The following is a 16,724-nucleotide window of genomic DNA, read 5'->3' as shown; positions in this document are numbered from 1 at the left end:
GGGTGCCACCAGGCGGTAATATCCAATTCTCGTTCGTCACCGAGATCTTTGATGGTAATTTCTAAACGCCCAAGGCCTGGGCCTTTCATACCAAAAAACAGTGAAAGAAACTGATTATTATCGCAGCGAATCACTTTCCAAGAGTCAATAAAATCACCGACTTTAAGCTCTGGTCCAGGAGGAGAAACGCGAATCGGTTTTCCGCCACCAAAAAAGATATCGAGCCATTCACGTGTACGCCACAAGATGTTGGCAAAGTAATAGCCTTTTTCGCGACTCCCGATCTTTTGCGCCACTTTCCATAATGCCGCAGCGGAGGCATGAGTTTTAATGCTCGCTCCAGCTTGTTTTGGGTAATAGCCATATCCTGGTTGCCATCGACGAAGCGCTGCGGGTTCAAACCCCCAGACATTACTGCGTACAAATGTGCCTTCATCTTGAATGGTATCAGTTACCGCTTGCTCGTAGCTGATCAGCGTTTGAGGAAATCGTTCTTCAATCGCTTTGGAGTCTGCAATGTAGTCGTGCTCTAAGCCCGCAAGTAATGCTTTACCGATACTAGTTGGCACTGAGGTAACTAAACCTAGCCAGTACGATGCCATTTTCGGAGTAAGTAGCGGGGTCGACCACAGCCGATACGGCTTGTTCGTGATTCGGCAAATGACTTTGAACTGTTCGCGGTAGCTAAGTGTATCTGGCCCACCAACTTCATAAATGTGACTTTCTTCTGGAGAGGGGGCTTCTGCTAACTTCAATAAATAGTGGTTGAGATTGGGCAAGGCAATAGGGTTCGCTTTTGAGTCGACCCATTTAGGCGCGATCAAAATAGGTAAGTTGTAGACAAAGTCACGCATGATTTCGAAAGCGGCAGAGCCGGGGCCGATGATAACGCCAGCACGCAATTCAGTTACTGGAATACCAGACTGTCGAATTATTTTTCCCGTGGCTTTACGAGCGGCTAAATGGCGAGAGTTTCCGGTTTGAGGTTGAATGGCACTCAAATAGATAACATGCTCGACGGAGCTTTGTTCCAACGCATATTTGAAGTTCAAAGCAAGGTTTAGTTCGTACTCAACAAAGTCATCACCTTGAGCCATCCCGTGCACGAGAAAAAATACTAAATCAAAATCGTTCACTACAGCCTTCGTGGTCTCTGCGTCAGCCAAGTCGAGATACCTTAACGTTAAATTAGGGTGAGGCTGAGTTCTTGACTCTAAATAATCAATATGTCGCGCCGCTGCTGTGACGGCGTAACCTTTATCTAAAAGTAACGGAAGAAGTTGAGAGCCAATGTAACCCGAGGCGCCTAGCACCAACACCTTTTTCATTATCTGTCCTTTTATCGTTGGTGGAATAAACACCACAGAGTATAATCATGAGACACTTTCCCCATTCTATCAATAAGTTGTCGTTGGAGCGCTTGTGACTTTTCTTTCTCAACTCTCAATACACGCAGATAAAGCATTCTTACGTCGTTTATTTGCAATCGCGTTACCAATTACACTGCAAAGCATGATGTTTTCAAGCCGAAGCCTCGTCGATGTTCTTATGCTTGGTCAACTTGGTGAAGCAGAAATTGCCGCAGTTGGAGTTGCTGCGCGCGCGACTTTCGTCACCACCATTATGTTAGTTGGGGTGACAACGGGTGGTGCATTGTTAACCGCTCAATATTGGGGGGCTGGCGATAAAGTTGGGGTGCGTCGCAGTACCGCTTTAACATGGATGATCGCAATGATGTTTGCTGCGATTGCTGTTGCTTTGTTTGTTGTTTTTCCACAGCCCATCATGAGTTTGACTACCGATTCACAAGAAGTGATTGAGCTAGGGGCCAGCTATCTCATTATTTCGTCGGTTAGCATGTTTGCTGTTGCATGTGTGGCCAGTATGTCGGTGGGCCTAAGGGCGATGCACCAACCAGGCTTAAGCACTTTTTTTAGTGGTATAGGCATTTTATCTAATGTGTTTCTTAACTGGGTTTTAATTTTTGGTCAATTAGGCTTTCCTGCTCTGGGTATTACGGGAGCAGCGATCGCAACGGTAATCAGTGGCGCGATCGAAGTAGGTTGCCTGTTTGGTTATCTATGGTTGAAAAAACACATAATCGCATTTGGTTGGGATGATATACGCGCAGGATTGGTCTTAGATAAAATTACGCGTTTCTTGAGCCTCTCTTTGCCAACCACATTTAACTTCTTGGCGTGGGCTGGTGGGCTGTTTGCTTATCACGCCATCATGGGGCAAGCAGGCGTGCAAGGTTTGGCGGCGCTTTCCGTAATGACACCTGTTGAGTCGATCGCATTGGCGATGATGATTGGTTTATCGAATGCGGCTGCAGTTCTAGTCGGGAACCAGCTCGGCGCTCGTAATTTTGAACCCGTTTATTATCAAGCATGGGCTACGGTCATTTTGAATGTGCTTATCGCATTTGTGGTCGCCGTCTTGTTGATAGTGTCAAATCAATGGATCCTTAATGCGTTTAGTGCACTGACAACGGACACTCGCGAGCTAGCTGAACAGTTTATGGTGATTCTTGCGTTGGGTGTCGTGCTACGCTCGGTGCCGATGATGGCTATTGTTGGTGTATTACGTGCGGGCGGTGATGTTAAGTTTTGTTTGTATCAAGACATCTTGGCGCAGTGGGTGATCGGGATTCCACTCGCAGCATTTGCAGCGATTTATCTCAATTGGGACCCACAATGGGTTTACTTACTCTTTTTGACGGAAGAAGTTGTGAAGTGGGCGATTTGCTTGCCAAGAATGGTTAGCCGAAAATGGATGAAAAACCTGATTGGCCAGTAAGGAGGAACAGAGTTTATTTTGGCTGCAAAAATCTGCTCAAAACGTCAACAAAATTAGCAACAGAAAGTGAATCGAGTTGCATTTGTACTTCCATAGTGTGATCAAGCATTCAAAATACTTTCTACTAACAGGATTTTAGTGTAGATTCTGATCCCAATTTTTAAACACCATCCGAGCGGCATAATCAATGTTAAAACTGTCAGACCTATGTAAAGGCTATGTAGACGGGGGAGAGTTTCACCCTGTATTACAAGGGGCAGAATTAACATTGCAGCAAGGCGACCAAGTTGCTCTGATGGGAGAAAGTGGTTCGGGCAAAAGTACTCTGCTGAATTTAATCGCCGGATTAGATACTGCTGACTCTGGTGAAGTGCAGTTTCCAAATTTTGCTATGCATGAAGCACCGGAGCATTTAAGAACCCTTTATCGCCGCAACAATATTGGGAATATCTTCCAACAATTCAACCTGCTTCCTACACTTAATATTGCCGACAATATTCGTTTTTGTCGTCAGTTAAAAGGTCTGCCGGAAGATAAAGAGTTGTGGCGTCAAATTCTTTCTGCTTTGGACTTAATGCCATTGCTAGGACGTTATCCGGAAGAGGCGTCTGGTGGTCAGCAACAACGTGCGGCGATTGCTCGTGCACTCTATATGGAACCCAAAATCCTGCTTGCTGATGAGCCAACTGGTAGTCTAGATGAGCGAAACGCAGAAGCAGTAATGCGCTTATTAACGAGTCTCGCTCGCCAACTGGAGTGTACTTTGCTGTTAGTGACGCACAGTGAAAAAGTGGCCGCCCATATGGAAGGAAAGATTCGACTTCAAGGAGGGCAGCTACATGTTATGGCCCGTAGTTAAGGCACTACTCGGTCATTACCGTCGTTACCCTCTACAAATTATTCTTGTCTGGCTGGGATTAACTTTAGGCGTGTCCCTCCTTGTTGGTGTTACTTCTATCAACCAGCATGCAAAACAAAGTTATGCTACTGGGGAAAAGCTTTTCTCCAATCCTTTGCCATACCGAATCCGAACGAAGCACTCTGCCAATAAAATTCCTCAAGGTTTTTATATTCAGTTACGTCGAGCTGGGTTTAACCAATGTGCACCGTTTGATGTGCTTCATCTAGATGCCAAGACCGATATGAGCCTGATGTTGGTGGGGATAGATCCTGTCGCGATGATCCCACTACAACAAGGAAAATCGCTGGGTGAGATGCCGGTTTTATCACTAATGAAGCCTCCTTATCCTATTCTCGTTAGTCAAGATTTAGCCGCTTACATGAGTTGGCAGGATGGGGACTTCATTGAGATGAATGACGGAAGCCGTCTCGGGCCTATTCAAGTAGATAAGGACAAGATGCTTTCGGGTACTCGGTTGGTTACTGATATATCGTTGTTGCGTATGCTCAAGCGGAGCTCAGGTTTGTCTGCGATTTCTTGTGGCGAAATGCCAGAGGAAAAGCTGATAGCACTGAAAAACATGTTGCCAAACGGAATGACGCTCGTTAGGAATACGCGTACTGAGCTTGAGTCGCTAACTAACGCATTCCATATGAATCTCACCGCGATGGGAATGTTGTCGTTTTTGGTCGGGTTGTTTATTTTTTATCAAGCGATGTCTCTGTCTTTCATCCAGCGACAACGTTTGGTCGGTATTTTGAGACAGACTGGTGTTAACGGAACACAGTTAGCGCAAGCTTTATTACTAGAGTTGTCTTTGCTCGTCTTTATTGCGTGGGCGTGTGGTAACTTTTTTGGCTTGATCTTAGCAAATGAACTTATCCCAGCAGTGTCTTCGAGCCTGAGTGATTTGTATGATGCCAACGTAGGCTTAACCATAGGATGGTCATGGCAATCTAGCTTATACAGTCTAATCATGGCAGCGATGGGTGCGTTGATATCGTGTCTGTGGCCATTAATCCGTTTGCTGAAGTCACAACCAATCCGCCTTTCTTCTCGACTGTCGCTAATGCGATTTGCTGGAAGAGAGTTCTCTTGGCAGGCGCTTGCGGCATGTGCGTTTTGTGTCGCTGCAATAGCGGTATATCAGGCGCCGAAAACACAAGAAACCGGCTTTGCTATTATTGCGCTGATGTTGGTTAGTGTGGCGTTGTTTATGCCATTTATTATGTGGCATATGTTCCAAAGTTTTTCTTATACCATGCGATGGGTTCGTGTCCGTTGGTTTTTTGCTGATGCAGCAGCCAGCATGAGCTATCGCGGTGTGGCTACGATGGCGTTTATGTTAGCGCTGGCGGCAAACATTGGTGTAGAAACAATGGTCGGAAGCTTTCGAGATACAACCGATAAGTGGCTAAATCAGCGATTAGCCGCTGATGTGTACATCTATCCGACCAACAATTCAGCCGCTAGGATGAGCGCATGGCTCCAGAATCAGCCAGAGGTGAACTCGGTTTGGTGGCGCTGGGAAAAAGATATGCCGACCGAGCATGGTGCTCTGCAAGTTGTGAGTACGGGCTCTTCTGAAGGTGAGTTAGACTCACTTACCGTCAAGTTAGGTGTCCCAAATTACTGGTATCAACTGCACGCTACCAAGAGCTTAATGGTCAGTGAGTCGATGGCCTTGAAGCTGGATATCCGCCCTGGCGATTTCATTAACTTGCAAGAACCGCTTGGTGGTGACTGGCAAGTCGTAGGCGTTTACTACGATTATGGAAACCCATATAACCAGGTGATGATGTCGCACCGGAATTGGCTGTATGCATTTGCAGGTACGGGTAATGTTGGTCTTGGCGTAGTATTAAAAGATAACGTCAATGGAGAAGGGCTGAAAAATCGCTTAGAGAATGTATTCCGTCTCCCGCAAGATCGTGTGTTTGATAACGGTAATATTTATAGCCAAGCAATGAGAGTGTTTGATCATACCTTTGCGATAGCAGGAACCTTGGGCAATATCACGCTGATTATTGCAGTGTTTGGTTTATTCTTTGCGACGTTGGCAGGAGAACTTTCACGGCAGCGGCATTTTTCCTTATTAAGGTGCATGGGTGTGTCCGGAAAAGAACTTGTCGTATTAGGTGGTTTGCAGCTATTCGTCTTCGGAGCCATTTCTGCGATTATTGCAGTGCCGCTCGGCTTGGCGCTCGCACATTTGATCGTTGATATTATCATTAAGCAATCATTTGGCTGGTCTCTAGAGCTTCAAACGATTCCATGGGAGTATGCTCAAACCATTGCTTGGGCGATGCTTGCCATCATGGTTGCTGGCGCATTGCCAGTTATTAGAATGATCAAAAGTACACCGATGAAGTCATTAAGGGACGCGTTGTAATGAAAAAAATGGGCTCTAAAAAACGCTTGTTGGTTTCAACGCTCATTGTTGTTACGTTCGCTTTTCTGACTGGGGCTGCTTTTTACTCAACTTTTTGGTTAGAGGCGACAGCAACACGAGAAAGCGAACTTGATTCTATCTTAACGCGTGAAAATCAAACGATTTTCGAGCCTGTACTACCTAATGAGCATGTCTCTTTACCCTCAGACTTTCGCTTTCATCCCGAGTATCAGCATGAATGGTGGCACTACTTTGCGAAACTAAAAGATGAGCAAGGCAAGATCTACAATGTTCAATGGAGCTATTTTAGGGTTGCGACGGACGAGCGAGAAACCAGCGGTTGGCAGAACCCTCAATTGTACATTTCACATGTTGTCGTCAGTCATGGCTCGCATGTATGGAAAGAGCAACGGGTAGCTAGAGGTGGGATAGGCCAAGCTGGTATGATCAATCGTCCTTTCAGGTTATGGATTGATAATTGGACTTGGCGATCACTCGGTGCGACGCCTTTCCCGGGCAACTTGAATGTGAATACTGATACGTTTGGACTTGAGCTCAATACCATGACAAACGGCCCCTTTGTCGTGAATGGAGACAAAGGTTTCCAAGTTAAACATGCGTTGCAATCTGTTGCTTCTTTCAGCTTCAGTGCTCCATTTTTAAAAGTAAAAGGTAGCTTAAGCTTAAATGGTAAGCGATTCTCAGTGACGGGTTCTGCTTGGGCGCAAAAAGAGTGGGGCAGCGGCTTAATTGGTGAGGGGCAACAAGGCTGGGATTGGTTTGTTTTCAATTTAGATGATGGTCGAGCATTAACTGTTAGCCGTTATCGTCACCATGGGCAAACACCGCACGTGTTTGGCACGTTGTCGACACGCTCAGGTAAAGTCATCAACCTCTCAGACGATGATATCAGTATTAAACCAATGCAAGTGACCAGTTTATCCAATGGAAGAAGGTTACCTTTGCAGTGGATTATCAATATTCCGAAGCATCAAGTTAATTTGACTACCCGCATTATCAAGTCAGATATGTGGCTACCCTTTGTAATACCTTACTGGGAAGGGCCTACTTTAGCCTCCGGCTCCAATGAGGCTTGGGGCTTTATGCAGCTGACAGGCTATTGAGTTGTGAAGAAAACCACCCCCTACGGGTGGTTTTTTAGTGCGCGAAGCTTCCTAGCTTTTTCTCAAAAGTACGGGGTTATCATGATGGTACAAGCCGTGTTATGCTGATTTTCTCATCATCTTGATAAATATTTGGTGCGACAAAAACAAATACGATCTCCGATCAAAATTGAGTGTCATGTTGGAAAATACGATGTATAGTAAACTTAACATCGAAAAAACCGAAGTTTATACTCTGAAGAAGCGATTATTCTAAAGTTTTCGACAGCTATACACTCTTATCACTCTTTGTTAATCGTTTATTAAGATAATAAATATAAGGACGAAACCATGAACGATGTCATTCGTGACTTTTTCAAAATGGAATCAGCAGGTGGTATTCTTCTCGTAATTGCAGCGGCAATTGCGATGACCATTGCTAACTCACCGCTGGGCGAAACTTATCAATCTGTACTGCATACTTATGTATTCGGTATGTCAGTTTCTCACTGGATTAATGACGGCCTAATGGCTGTTTTCTTCTTACTTATTGGCCTTGAAGTGAAGCGAGAGCTACTTGAAGGAGCGCTAAAATCAAAAGAAACCGCAATTTTCCCTGCGATTGCAGCGGTTGGTGGTATGTTAGCCCCTGCTCTTATTTACGTTGCGTTTAATGCTAACGACCCAGAGGCGGTTTCTGGCTGGGCCATTCCAGCTGCGACGGATATTGCATTTGCTCTAGGTATCATGGCGCTACTAGGTAAGCGCGTACCAGTAAGCCTTAAAGTGTTTTTGTTAGCTCTCGCTATCATCGACGATTTAGGCGTGGTTGTTATTATTGCACTGTTTTACACAGGTGATCTTTCTAGCATGGCGCTGCTTGTTGGCTTCATCATGACTGGTGTCCTGTTCATGTTGAATGCGAAGGAAGTAACGAAACTGACGCCATACATGATAGTCGGCGCGATCTTATGGTTTGCGGTACTTAAATCTGGTGTTCACGCAACACTTGCAGGCGTAGTGATCGGCTTTGCTATTCCTCTTAAGGGTAAACAGGGCGAACATTCCCCACTTAAGCACATGGAGCACGCACTTCATCCATACGTGGCATTTGGTATCTTACCTCTATTCGCATTTGCAAATGCGGGGATTTCGCTAGAAGGCGTATCGATGTCAGGCCTAACTTCAATGCTGCCATTAGGTATTGCTTTGGGGCTACTGGTTGGTAAGCCTCTAGGTATCTTCACCTTTAGTTGGGCAGCTGTGAAAATGGGTGTAGCTAAGTTACCGGAAGGCATTAACTTCAAGCATATCTTTGCGGTCTCTGTGTTGTGTGGTATCGGTTTTACAATGTCTATATTCATTTCCTCTTTAGCGTTTGGAAATGTAAGCCCTGAGTTTGATACCTATGCTCGACTAGGCATCTTAATGGGCTCGACGACAGCCGCGTTACTTGGCTACGCGTTACTGCACTTTTCTTTGCCTAAGAAAGCGCAAGCGTAAGATACACACTGTTTAGTAAAGCCTCCCATTCGGGAGGCTTTTTTATGTCTGCAGATCGGCACATCAACCACTTCAGGGTGGTTACTTTTGTGACCAACTAAGGTCTAGCTTATGGAGTTGGGGCAAATCATCGAAAGAGGCGCTTGGTAAATCTATAGGCGAAAAAAAGCCCAGCCGAAAATTTGACTGGGCGGATACAAACATAGGAGTTAATAAGAAAAAAGCAGCAACGTAACAATTAGATGGAAACAAGTTTGACGGCCAGTGAAACTTCAAATGCCCTAACTGTTACGTATATTCAGACCGAGCCTTTTCCAAACAGTTCCATTTTTTTTCAAAAAATTTCTACTTAATGCTTTCTAGCTTCTTACACACCCGAAAGTAATAGAAAAATCGAGATGGATTACCAACTTGGTGAAGTGACTAACTTCGGTGTTTCTCATTTTATATCCCCTAGAACCGAAGATGTATTTCATACTCTCGTCGCTTACTCCGAGCCGTCAAGGCTATTGTTAGCGTTTCAATTGCGATGGTCTGAGAAATTTGATCGTTTTCTTCTGACAAGCTTCACTGGAGTATTCGATTGAATTTCAAAAGATTAGATCACACCTTTTACTGCCTGGTCAGACCAATTGGTTAAAGTGTGATGTTAATCATTTGTTAATCTTAAGTTTCGGGAGTATATTTTCAAACAGTTGTTTAATACGAGTGATTAAAATGGCCCCGAGAACATCAACAAAAGAAAAAATACTCGATGTCGCAGAAGGACTCTTTGCTGAACATGGCTTTAATGATACTTCGCTAAGAACGATAACAGGTAAAGCTAACGTTAACTTAGCATCGGTAAACTATCACTTTGGCGATAAAAAAACGCTGGTTAGAGCGGTTTTAGATAGGTATTTAGAAGCACTAATGCCGAGCATTAAGACTTCATTAATTGAGCTAAACACGCGCGATAGCTACAACATGGACGATGTCTTTGAGTCATTGCGATTACCTTTACGTACATTAAATGATGTACGCCCAAATGGTACTGCGCTATTTATGTTGTTAATTGGCCGCGGTTATACAGACGTTCAAGGTCATCTACGCTGGTTCATTACCACCAGATACGAAGAGGTACTGAACCTTTTCACTTTCTCGATAATGAAGGCGAACCCGGAACTATGTGAAGAACAGTTGTTTTGGCGACTGCACTTCACGTTAGGAACCTGTGTATTTACGATGGCTTCAAGCCAAGCTCTTTCGGAGCTGGCAGAAAGTAAGTTTGAAAAGGAAGTCGATGTGAAATCTGTCGTCGATTTACTGATTCCATATTTGTCAGCAGGAATGTCAGCAAAGCAGTTGGCATAAGACAAATAAGAAAGTTAAACCAATAATAAGATTATACCCCGAGCGGTTACGTGAACAAAAGGATCTGAACTATGAGCTCTCTACGAAGAAAATGGATTAGTGACCCGGCTTTTAAAGTGTTCAAAAAAGTATTGCCACCTCTGTCTAGCACCGAGAAAGAGGCGATGGAAGCGGGTAGTGTATGGTGGGATGCCGAACTATTCTCAGGCAAGCCAAACTTCACAACATTGCATCATTATCCAACGCCTACACTGACGGCAGAAGAGCAGTCATTTATGGATAATGAGCTTGAAACCCTGCTAGAAATGCTTGATGACCAGAAGATTGTCAAAGAAGACAGGGATTTACCGCCTGAAGTATGGGAGTACCTACGTAAAGAGCGATTTTTCTCTTTGATCATCTCGAAAGCATATGGTGGTCGTGAATTTTCCGCTTTGGCGAACTCAACCATTGTTTCTCGTATTGCGACTCGAAGTATCAGTACCGCGGTATCGGTAATGGTACCGAACTCTCTTGGCCCTGGTGAGCTGCTATCGCACTATGGTACGCAAGAGCAAAAAGATTACTGGTTGCCTCGTTTAGCTGATGGTACAGACATCCCTTGTTTCGCCCTAACTGGCCCTGAAGCGGGTTCTGATGCAGGTGGCATACCTGATCAAGGCGTGGTTTGTTACGGCACCCATGAAGGCAAAGAAGTGCTTGGCGTGCGAGTTAGTTGGAATAAACGCTACATCACGCTTGCGCCAGTTGCGACAGTGCTCGGGTTAGCATTTAAACTGCAAGATCCTGAAGGGCTACTTGGAGACAAGAAAGAGGTTGGCATTACATGTGCGTTGATTCCCGCTGACCATGAAGGTGTCGAGATAGGCGAGCGCCATGATCCTCTGGGGTCTGCGTTCATGAATGGCCCAACTCGTGGTGAAGATGTCTTCATCCCTATGGACTGGTTGATCGGTGGCGCTGATTACGCAGGTAAAGGTTGGCGTATGCTGGTTGAGTGTCTTTCTGCTGGTCGTGGTATATCTCTTCCAGCGCTTGGCACAGCGATTGGTCACCTTACTACACGTACAACAGGTGCTTATGCTTACGTGCGTAAACAGTTTGGAATGTCGATCGGTAAGTTTGAAGGTGTTGCAGAAGCAATGGGGCGCATTGGTGGTCTTACTTACCTACTAGAAGCGACGCGTACGCTAACGACGACTTCTCTCGATATGAAAGAAAAACCTGGGATTGTAACCGCGATTGCCAAGTACCACATGACGGAAATCGCGCGTACCATTCTAAATGATTCGTTTGATATCCATGCGGGTCGTGCGATTCAAGATGGCCCAATGAACTATCTTGCTAAACATTACCTTGGTATCCCGGTTGCTATCACCGTTGAAGGCGCGAATATTCTGACTCGTAACCTGATGATTTTTGGTCAAGGTGCGACTCGATGTCACCCATATGTTCTAAAAGAAATGGAAGCAGCGGCGAATCCAGATTCTGAACAAGGTGCGAAAGAATTTGACAACTTGATCTTTAAACACATCAAGCACGCGCTCGGTAATACATTCGGTGCATTTGGTGCAGCACTAACTGGTTCTCGATTTGTTAACGCGCACATGAGTGGCCCAACGCAGCAATACTACAAAGACATTACTCGTCTCAGTCGTGCACTTGCAGTAAGTGCAGACTTTGCGATGTTAACCTTAGGTGGAGACTTGAAGCGTAAAGAAATGATCTCCGCACGTTTGGGTGATGGATTAAGCTATCTATACATGGCATCTGCTGCCTTGAAAAAGTATGAAGATGAAGGCCGTCAACAAGGCGATCTAGACTTCGTTCATTACGCTGTTCAACACTGTTTGTATAACGCTTCTAAGTCATTAAATGAGGCTTACACCAACTTCCCTGTGAAATACGTTGGCGGTGTGCTTAAGGGGCTATTGTTCCCGCTTGGTAATCATTTCAATAAGCCAAGTGATGAGCTGTGTGTGAATTTGGCTGAAGCGATGATGACGCCAGGCGCGCAACGTGATCGCCTCACGCATCTGTGCTACATCGGAAAATCAGAGGATGACAGCGTAGGCTTAATGGAGAATGCATTCCTTGCAATGTACGACATTAAACCTTTGGAGCGTAAACTTATGAAGGCTGCGAAGGATGGTAAAGTGGCTCGTAAAGGTCTGCTACATGATCGTTTGCAGCAAGCATTTGAAGCAGGCGTGTTAACTGAACAAGAAATTGATCAAATCATGGCTGCAGATAAATTGCGCTACAAGGCGATTCAAGTTGACCACTTTAGTCATGACTTTTCTGAAGTGCGAACTCATAGCCCAAAAAAGTCGCAGTTGAATCCGGCGGCATAATAGACAACTAATGTTAAGAAAAGCACCTCAATGAGGTGCTTTTTTGTATTCTTGGGGAGTGGATGGTGGGATAGTGCTCCAACCACTTGCCTTTTAAGAGCATTTTTACAGAAATTAGATGCGAAATCCCAACGAAACTTTTATCCTAACAAGGTTTTTTAAAGGAAGTTGAATATGATCATCAAACCTAGAATTCGTGGATTTATCTGTACTACAACGCACCCTGTTGGTTGTGAAGCTAACGTAAAAGAACAAATTGCGTACACCAAAGCGCAAGGTCCAATCAAAAACGCACCTAAGCGTGTTCTTGTTGTTGGTGCATCAAGTGGCTACGGTCTATCTTCTCGTATCGCTGCGGCATTTGGTGGCGGTGCATCAACTATCGGTGTTTTCTTCGAAAAAGAAGGTACTGAGAAGAAGCCAGGTACAGCAGGTTTTTACAATGCCGCTGCTTTTGAAAAGCTAGCGCGTGAAGAAGGTCTGTACGCAAAAAGCTTAAACGGCGACGCTTTCTCAAATGAAGCGAAACAGAAAACTATCGAGCTGATCAAAGAAGACTTAGGTCAAATCGATATGGTGGTTTACTCACTGGCATCTCCAGTACGTAAAATGCCAGAAACTGGTGAATTAGTTCGTTCATCTCTTAAACCTATCGGTGAAACTTACACATCAACGGCTGTTGATACCAACAAAGATGTGATCATCGAAGCTAGCGTTGAGCCTGCAACAGAAGAAGAAATCAAAGACACTGTCACTGTAATGGGCGGTGAAGATTGGGAACTTTGGATCAATGCGTTGTCTGATGCTGGTGTTCTTGCTGAAGGTTGTAAGACCGTCGCGTACAGCTACATTGGTACTGAGCTAACTTGGCCAATTTATTGGGATGGTGCACTAGGTAAAGCAAAAATGGACCTAGACCGTGCAGCGAAAGCGCTAAACGACAAGTTAGCAGCAACAGGTGGTAGTGCCAATGTTGCGGTACTTAAATCTGTTGTAACTCAGGCGAGTTCTGCAATTCCTGTTATGCCACTGTACATCGCAATGGTATTCAAGAAAATGCGCGAAGAAGGTGTACACGAAGGCTGTATGGAACAAATCTACCGTATGTTCAGCCAACGTCTATACAAAGAAGACGGTAGCGCGGCAGAAGTTGATGAGATGAACCGCCTACGTCTGGATGACTGGGAACTTCGTGACGACATTCAGCAGCACTGTCGTGAGCTATGGCCTCAAATTACGACTGAGAACCTAAAAGAGCTGACTGACTACGTTGAGTACAAAGAAGAGTTCTTGAAACTATTTGGTTTCGGCGTTGAAGGCGTAGATTACGAAGCGGATGTGAATCCAGCAGTTGAAGCAGACTTCATTCAAATCTAATCGAATCACAGACTAGATAACCAATAAACAAAAGGCGCTCATTGAGCGCCTTTTTGTATTTCATAGTCAAAGTGAGTATTAACTTAGTATTATCAGAATCGTACCAGCTAGCGTCATTAAAATATTCGCAATCGCATAGGTACCCGCATAACCAAGGGCAGGGATGGTGGACTTAGCGTAGTCGTTAACGACATCCATAGCTGGAGCGCAAGTACGGGCGCCAATAATGGCACCGAAGAGCAGAGCACGGTTCATCTTGAGTACGTGTGCGCCAACTAAGTAAGCCAGAACTACAGGCACAACACTGACAATAAATGCCAAACCAATGACTTTTGGTCCTACTTGCGTTAGGTGCTCGAACATCTTTCCACCTGCACTTAGACCAATTCCCACCATAAAGAACATTAACCCTAGATCTTTGACCATATTCAGCGCCCCTTGTGGGACATAACCGAAAGTAGGGTGATTTGCTCGTAAGAAACCAAGCGTAATACCGGACAACAGAAGACCCACCGCATTACCCAAACTGAAAGACACCTGACCGAACGTCATTGTGATGAGGCCAAACAGAATACCCAAAATAAAGAAGCTACAAAAAGCGAGCAAATCGGCCATTTGACTGTGGATCGAGATGAAACCGATTTTTTCCGCCAGTCCATGTACTCGGCTTTTCTCGCCGCTCACTTGAAGGACGTCCCCTTTAGCGAGCACAATGTCTAAGTCCATAGGCATTTCAATCTGAGCGCGAACTACGCGGTTTAAGAAACAGCCAAACTCAGACAAATTCAAATCCGATAAACGCTTACCAGCGATAGCGTCACTTTTTACGACGATTTCTTCTTCAACGATGCGCAAATCAAGCAAGTTACGGTCGAATACTTCTTTACCATTACGGAAGCTAGGGTCTAAGCGAGCATGGCTGTCAGGGAAGCCAACCAGTGCAATTTCATCTCCCTCTTGCAAGATAGCATCACCATCTGGGTGGGCGAGAATACCATTGCGACGGATTCGTTCAATGTAACAGCCAGTTTGACGATAAATACCCAGTTCTCGCAAGTTTTTACCATCAGTCCAGTCAATTAGCTCTGGGCCCACTCGGTAAGCTCGAATAATGGGTAAATACACTTTTCTCTGGCTTGAATTTCCAAGGCCACGCTCTTGTGCGATTTGCTGCGCGGAATCAGAAAGGTTTTGTTTTTGCAGTTTTGGCAACAATTTAGCAAACATGATCATGCTAATTAAGCCGACCAGATAAGCCATCGCGTAGCCTACGGATAGATTTTCTAATACCAGAGAAAATTCCATATTCCGCGGTATAGTCGCAAGGCCAGAGTTAAGAGCATCTTGTGCACCAACCAGTACTGGCGTTGCGGTCAATGCGCCTGCCATCATACCGGCGGATAAGCCAAAATCGAGGCCGAAATAGTGACTCAAACCATACGTTAAGCTGACCGCAGACACGAGAACAGTCATGCTTAAAATAAAATAATGCTTACCATCTCTGAAGAATATACCAAAAAAGTTTGGTCCAGCTTCAATGCCAACGCAGTAGATAAACAGCATAAAGCCAATGGTTAAAGCTTCTGCATTAAATGAGAAACCAAGGTGGCCCATTACCAAAGAGGTAATAAGAACGCCAATAGAGTTGCCTAATTGTAATTTGCCAAATCGAATTTTTCCGATGGCAAGGCCAATGGCTAATACGACGAAGATTAGAAGGATAGGGTTTTGCTCAAGAAGGTATACGACGTCTATGTTCACTGTGTGGCTCGGTAGAGTGTGTGCCAAAAAAGATTAAGAACTGTGAATTGTAACTAAATATAGCAAAAAGATAAGTGAATTTTTTTAGGTTTTACCATTAGTTGACTTAACGTAATAACCAGCTGAAAAATAATAAAAAAGCCGCATGAAGCGGCTTTTTTGAAAACAGTCTTTATTACTCGTCAAATAGACCTAGGTGCTCTTTCGCGTATGCTTCGAATTCGTCGCAGCCACCGATGTGCTCTTGGTCGATAAAGATCTGAGGAACGGTTTCAACTGGTTTACCAACTGTTTTCTCAAGATCTGCTTTAGAAATACCCTCAGCGTGAATATCAACGTAACGGTAGTTGAAGTCATCACGTTTTGCTTTTAGCGTTTCTGCGTGCTCTTTTGCACGAACACAGAAAGGACATGCAGGGCGACCAAAGATAACAACGAACATAATCTTATTTCTCCTAAATCTATTCTTTTTTGAAAGCGTACAAAACATAGCGGCTGAGTGCGCTTTCTTTTGTTGGAGTAACTATGCCCGATCCAGATACGGAAATAAAGCGGCAATTACCTCTTGGTTCTATAGGTGAAATCTATCGAATAAAAACTAAACGCGCGTGCTTATTTTACGGCTCTGAAGTATGTGAAGTGACGCATAAAAAACATACATTCTAAAGGGTTAATGATGGCAAGGTGGAATTGGTCAATTTTTTTTGTTTAAAAAAATAGCAATCTATTTTGGCTATACGCAAATAACTTCAACTCTTACATAAGTGTTAAATCAGAGGGCGAGAGGTTATTTGGGTATATTCTTTTGGGAGGGTGTGTATGTTTCAGTTTATGACTGCAACAAGGATTATATTTGGTGAAGGTGCACTTCAATCTTCATTGTCCGTTATTAACCAATTTGGCTACAGTGTTTTGCTGGTTACTGGGCAGGATACCCAACGAGCCGCCCCCATTATCCAATATCTTAAAGCTCAAAATATGCGTTACCAGCACGTAGCTATCGTTGGTGAACCATACATCACGATGGTAGAAGAGACCGCAGTGCTCGGTAGAAAATTCCAACCTGATATGGTGGTTGCGATAGGTGGTGGCAGCGTCATCGATATGGGCAAAGCCTTAGCTGCCATTATTCCCAATCAAGGCAATGTTTACGATTACGTAGAAGTGGTAGGAAGAAGCGT

Annotated in this window: 11 protein-coding genes and 1 pseudogene; 9 read left to right on the top strand and 3 right to left on the bottom strand. The window is 44.5% G+C overall.

Annotated features, from left to right (window positions below):
* Positions 1-1,292: pseudogene (locus IQR33_RS21785) on the bottom strand (NAD(P)H-binding protein); the annotation flags it as partial.
* Between the two features lie 130 nt (positions 1,293-1,422).
* On the opposite strand from IQR33_RS21785, the gene IQR33_RS21780 reads away from it, so the two are divergent.
* From IQR33_RS21780 to fabV, 8 genes are all read left to right on the top strand, one after another.
* Complete coding sequence (locus IQR33_RS21780; protein ID WP_005378048.1) at positions 1,423-2,799, top strand: MATE family efflux transporter; 1,377 nt, start codon at positions 1,423-1,425, stop codon at positions 2,797-2,799.
* A gap of 187 nt (positions 2,800-2,986) precedes the next feature.
* Positions 2,987-3,658, top strand: coding sequence for an ABC transporter ATP-binding protein (locus IQR33_RS21775; protein ID WP_005378040.1), 672 nt, complete (start codon positions 2,987-2,989; stop codon positions 3,656-3,658).
* Complete coding sequence (locus IQR33_RS21770; protein ID WP_005378038.1) at positions 3,639-6,092, top strand: ABC transporter permease; 2,454 nt, start codon at positions 3,639-3,641, stop codon at positions 6,090-6,092. The genes IQR33_RS21775 and IQR33_RS21770 overlap by 20 nt, the downstream gene beginning before the upstream one ends.
* Positions 6,092-7,216, top strand: a complete 1,125-nt coding sequence (locus IQR33_RS21765; protein ID WP_104979010.1) for a lipocalin-like domain-containing protein — start codon at positions 6,092-6,094, stop codon at positions 7,214-7,216. Before IQR33_RS21770 ends, IQR33_RS21765 begins: the two co-directional genes overlap by 1 nt.
* A gap of 330 nt (positions 7,217-7,546) precedes the next feature.
* Positions 7,547-8,698: a Na+/H+ antiporter NhaA gene (gene nhaA / locus IQR33_RS21760; protein WP_005378034.1), complete on the top strand. Its 1,152-nt coding sequence runs from the start codon at positions 7,547-7,549 to the stop codon at positions 8,696-8,698.
* Positions 8,699-9,415: 717 nt separating this feature from the next.
* Positions 9,416-10,051: a TetR/AcrR family transcriptional regulator gene (locus IQR33_RS21755; RefSeq protein WP_005378033.1), complete on the top strand. Its 636-nt coding sequence runs from the start codon at positions 9,416-9,418 to the stop codon at positions 10,049-10,051.
* A 71-nt stretch (positions 10,052-10,122) separates the two neighbouring features.
* Complete coding sequence (locus IQR33_RS21750) at positions 10,123-12,405, top strand: acyl-CoA dehydrogenase (RefSeq protein WP_085569573.1); 2,283 nt, start codon at positions 10,123-10,125, stop codon at positions 12,403-12,405.
* A 174-nt stretch (positions 12,406-12,579) separates the two neighbouring features.
* A complete protein-coding gene (gene fabV / locus IQR33_RS21745) occupies positions 12,580-13,782 on the top strand; it encodes an enoyl-ACP reductase FabV (RefSeq protein WP_005388648.1) in 1,203 nt (400 codons plus the stop codon).
* 78 nt (positions 13,783-13,860) lie between these two features.
* Here fabV and IQR33_RS21740 read toward each other — a convergent pair whose 3' ends face one another.
* Together IQR33_RS21740 and IQR33_RS21735 are read right to left on the bottom strand one after the other, a co-directional pair.
* Entirely contained in the window at positions 13,861-15,543 is a 1,683-nt protein-coding gene (locus tag IQR33_RS21740) for an aspartate:alanine antiporter (protein WP_005378028.1), read from the bottom strand.
* A gap of 175 nt (positions 15,544-15,718) precedes the next feature.
* A complete protein-coding gene (locus IQR33_RS21735) occupies positions 15,719-15,985 on the bottom strand; it encodes a GrxA family glutaredoxin (protein ID WP_005378026.1) in 267 nt (88 codons plus the stop codon).
* Positions 15,986-16,362: 377 nt separating this feature from the next.
* Between IQR33_RS21735 and IQR33_RS33940 the strand changes: the two genes are divergently transcribed.
* Positions 16,363-16,724 (top strand): iron-containing alcohol dehydrogenase (locus IQR33_RS33940; RefSeq protein ID WP_228014058.1); only part of this gene is annotated, 362 nt, incomplete at its 3' end.

This window comes from Vibrio sp. OPT46 (assembly GCF_015163535.1).
Taxonomy (GTDB): domain Bacteria; phylum Pseudomonadota; class Gammaproteobacteria; order Enterobacterales; family Vibrionaceae; genus Vibrio; species Vibrio alginolyticus.
This window is presented reverse-complemented; position numbering and strand designations above follow the sequence as displayed.